Raw genomic sequence first — 3,180 nt, 5'->3', positions numbered from 1 at the left:
ATCCGGCCGTCGGCCTGACACCGGCGGGGTGCGTGGGCCAGTCTTGGCTCGTGCCCTCGGAACACCTCCACGCCGCCTCCGGAGACCCGGCCGCCCACGGGGCGGCGGCCGACCGCGTCTGGGACGAACCGCTGTCCGCCCGCGCCTTCGTCGGCTCCGGCCGTACGCCCAGCAGGGACGAGGTGCGTGACATCGTCGCCGACGCGGTGACGGGCAGCGGCTGAGTCGCCTTGCCGACGCGTACGCTGCGCACAGCTCTGGGTGGGGTTTTCCACAGGCCGGACGCGGCCTGTGTACGACGTGTGGAGCCGTGGCCCATGATGATGGAGCGCGGTGTTCAGATCACCGCAAAACGGACCAACAGCCCTGTTCGAGTGCGTCAAAGAGCCCGGTGGGGGCCGTCAGGCCCTCCCACCGGGACTCGTGCCACAGCAGCTCGGCGCGGAGTTATCCACAGATCTTCAGAACTTTTCCCACCCCTGTGGACAGCCTGTGGAAAACTCGGCCCGCCGAGCCGACGACGCCCGTCCGGCAGTCACCGGCGGACGCCGACAGCAGCCGGCGCGGCTACTTCCACTGCGTGGAGACGACAAACCCCACGCCGATGAAGCCGAAGCCCACGAGGATGTTCCAGTTGCCGAGCGCCTCGACCGGGAAGCGGCCCTCGGTCACGTAGAAGACGACGATCCACGCCAACCCGATGGCGAACATCGCCAGCATCAGCGGAGCCACCCACCGTCGACCGGAACTCAGGTCGATCTTCGTCTTCTGGGTCTTGGTGCCCTCCGGCGGCGTGAGCCGGTCCTTCTTCTTGCGGATCCGTGACTTCGGCACGAGGGGATCTCCTGTCGATGCGCTCCGACCGCGCGGAACGTCTGCTGCTGCGGTCCGTTAGCGTAGTGCTTCCGAGGGGAGGAAGGAGACAAGGGTACGGTGACCTCTTCCAGCTCTTCGACCCCGCCGACCTCCCCGTCGTCGCGCGCGTCGTCCGTCCTGGCCCGGCTGCGGCCCATCCGGCTCGCCAGCATCGGCGTGTTCGCCCTCGCCGGCCTGATCTTCTGGATCAGCTTCAACACCGCCCAGGGCACCAACATCCGCAGTGACGAGTCGATGCTGCGCTTCTCCGACCTCATCGAGCAGCGTAGTCGGGAGAACCGCGGACTGGAGTCCTCCACCGCCAAGCTGCGCGAGGAGGTCGCCGGGCTCGCCAAACGGGACAGCGGCGGCAGCGCCGAGGAACGCCGCCGGCTCGAGGAGGTCGAGAAGGCGGCCGGCGCCCAGCCGGTCAGCGGCCCCGGGCTGACCGTCACCCTCACCGACGCCCCGCCCGACGCGACCGCCCGCATCCCCGGCTGGCCGGAGCCTGAACCGGACTACCTGGTCATCCACCAGCAGGACCTCCAGGCCGTCGTCAACGCCCTCTGGCAGGGCGGCGCGTCCGGCATCCAGGTCATGGACCAGCGGCTCATCTCCACCAGCGCCGTCCGCTGCGTGGGCAACACACTGATCCTCCAGGGGCAGCTCTACTCCCCGCCGTACACCGTCACCGCCGTCGGCGACCCGGACGCGCTGCGGCGCGCCCTGGACGCGTCCCCGGCGATCGACATGTACAAGAAGTACGTGGACGCCTACGGGCTGGGCTGGAAGGTCGAGCAGCGACGCGATATGACCCTGCCCGGCTACACCGGCGGGGTCGACCTCCAGCACGCCGAACCGGTGGACTGACCCCACCGGGCGTTCCCCCGCGTCCCGTTACGTGGTGATCAAAGGCACTGCGCCCGGGTTGCGGGACCCGTCCCCGCGCCCGGGCCCCGCGACGTACTCTGGACTCCGCGCGCACCCGGCGCGGCACGGGAAGGACGGACGAACCGAGCATGTACGGCTGGATCTGGCGACATCTGCCGGGCAACACGATCGTGCGTTCGCTGATCTCGCTCGCGCTTGTCCTCGGAACGGTGTACGTGCTGTTCCAGTACGTCTTCCCGTGGGCCGAACCGCTGCTGCCGTTCAACGACGTCACGGTCGACGAGAGCTGAGAAGGACAGACAGGGGCTGCCAGAGCTGATGAGCACACGCATTCTTGTCGTCGACAACTACGACAGCTTCGTCTTCAACCTCGTCCAGTACCTCTACCAGCTCGGCGCCGAGTGCGAGGTGCTGCGCAACGACGAGGTGCGCACCGAGCACGCCCAGGACGGCTTCGCCGGGGTGCTGCTCTCGCCCGGCCCCGGCACACCGGAAGAGGCGGGCGTCTGCGTCGACATGGTCCGGCACTGCGCCGGCACCGGGGTGCCGGTCTTCGGCGTCTGCCTCGGCATGCAGTCGATGGCCGTCGCCTACGGCGGCGTCGTCGGCCGCGCGCCCGAGCTGCTGCACGGCAAGACGTCCCTGGTGAGCCACGAGGGCCGCGGCGTCTTCGCCGGGCTCCCCTCGCCCTTCACCGCCACCCGCTACCACTCGCTGGCCGCCGCGCCCCAGTCGGTGCCGGACGAGCTGGAGGTCACCGCCCGCACCGAGTCGGGCGTGATCATGGGGCTGAGGCACCGGGAACTGCCCGTGGAGGGCGTGCAGTTCCACCCGGAGTCGGTACTGACGGAGTGGGGGCATCTGATGCTCGCCAACTGGCTCGCCGAATGCGGCGACGCCGACGCGGTCGAGCGGTCCCGCGGGCTCGCTCCCGTGGTCGGTACGTGACGCGGCCGCACGACCCCTACACCGACCCCGACGCACTCGAGGACGCGGTCGGTCGACTCGCCGACCCGTTGAACGACCCGCTGCCGGGCCGCCCGTCGAGCCCCGGCGGCGCATCGAGCCCCGACCGCCCGGCGGGTCCAGACCGCCCGCCCGGCCCCGGCCGCCCGCCCGGTCCCGGCCGGCCGGCGGCAGGCGACAGCGGCGGGAGCGGCTCCCCCTGGTTCCGCCCCCACGTCGAACCGGAGCCACCGGCCGGCACCGCGCCGGCGGACGACGGCTACGCCGGGTACGAGCAGTACAGCCGGCCCGCCGCGTACGCCCAGCCGACCACCGACCCGTACGCGCCCGCCCCCGTCTCCGACCCGTACGCCGGCGACGCCTACCCCGGCTCCGACGGCCACCACCACGGCGGCGGCCCGGTCGAGCCGTCCGGGCCGACCGGCCCCGCCCGCGACGACGAGACGATGGCCCTGCGCCAGGCCACCC

Annotated in this window: 5 protein-coding genes and 1 pseudogene; 5 read left to right on the top strand and 1 reads right to left on the bottom strand. The window is 71.4% G+C overall.

The window, feature by feature from the left end:
• Positions 1-50 precede the first annotated feature (50 nt).
• Positions 51-224 (top strand): hypothetical protein, encoded by a 174-nt coding sequence (locus tag GL263_RS24070; RefSeq protein WP_182857847.1) that lies wholly within the window; start codon positions 51-53, stop codon positions 222-224.
• A gap of 343 nt (positions 225-567) precedes the next feature.
• Here GL263_RS24070 and crgA read toward each other — a convergent pair whose 3' ends face one another.
• Entirely contained in the window at positions 568-834 is a 267-nt protein-coding gene (crgA, locus tag GL263_RS24065; protein ID WP_143645945.1) for a cell division protein CrgA, read from the bottom strand.
• A 99-nt stretch (positions 835-933) separates the two neighbouring features.
• Here crgA and GL263_RS24060 point away from each other — a divergent pair, with 99 nt between their 5' ends.
• The 4 genes and pseudogenes from GL263_RS24060 to GL263_RS24045 form a co-directional block, all read left to right on the top strand.
• Positions 934-1,725 (top strand): DUF881 domain-containing protein, encoded by a 792-nt coding sequence (locus GL263_RS24060; protein WP_438947999.1) that lies wholly within the window; start codon positions 934-936, stop codon positions 1,723-1,725.
• 149 nt (positions 1,726-1,874) lie between these two features.
• The gene (locus GL263_RS24055; RefSeq protein WP_182857845.1) at positions 1,875-2,036 is read left to right on the top strand and encodes a hypothetical protein; all 162 of its coding nucleotides are present in this window, start codon (positions 1,875-1,877) and stop codon (positions 2,034-2,036) included.
• A gap of 28 nt (positions 2,037-2,064) precedes the next feature.
• Entirely contained in the window at positions 2,065-2,694 is a 630-nt protein-coding gene (locus GL263_RS24050) for an aminodeoxychorismate/anthranilate synthase component II (protein WP_182857844.1), read from the top strand.
• Positions 2,691-3,180, top strand: a pseudogene (locus GL263_RS24045) (hypothetical protein); the annotation flags it as partial. The gene GL263_RS24050 and the pseudogene GL263_RS24045, both read left to right, overlap by 4 nt.

It is taken from the genome of Streptomyces durbertensis, assembly GCF_014156695.1.
In the GTDB taxonomy this organism is placed as follows: domain Bacteria; phylum Actinomycetota; class Actinomycetes; order Streptomycetales; family Streptomycetaceae; genus Streptomyces; species Streptomyces durbertensis.
The sequence above is the reverse complement of the archived record's forward strand: the minus strand, read 5'-3'. Positions and strand labels throughout refer to the sequence as shown.

Coding starts and splice junctions, on each gene's coding strand:
- GL263_RS24055 (WP_182857845.1), top strand. CDS start 1,875: ATGTACGGCTGGATCTGGCGACATCTGCCGGGCAACACGATCGTGCGT.
- GL263_RS24050 (WP_182857844.1), top strand. CDS start 2,065: ATGAGCACACGCATTCTTGTCGTCGACAACTACGACAGCTTCGTCTTC.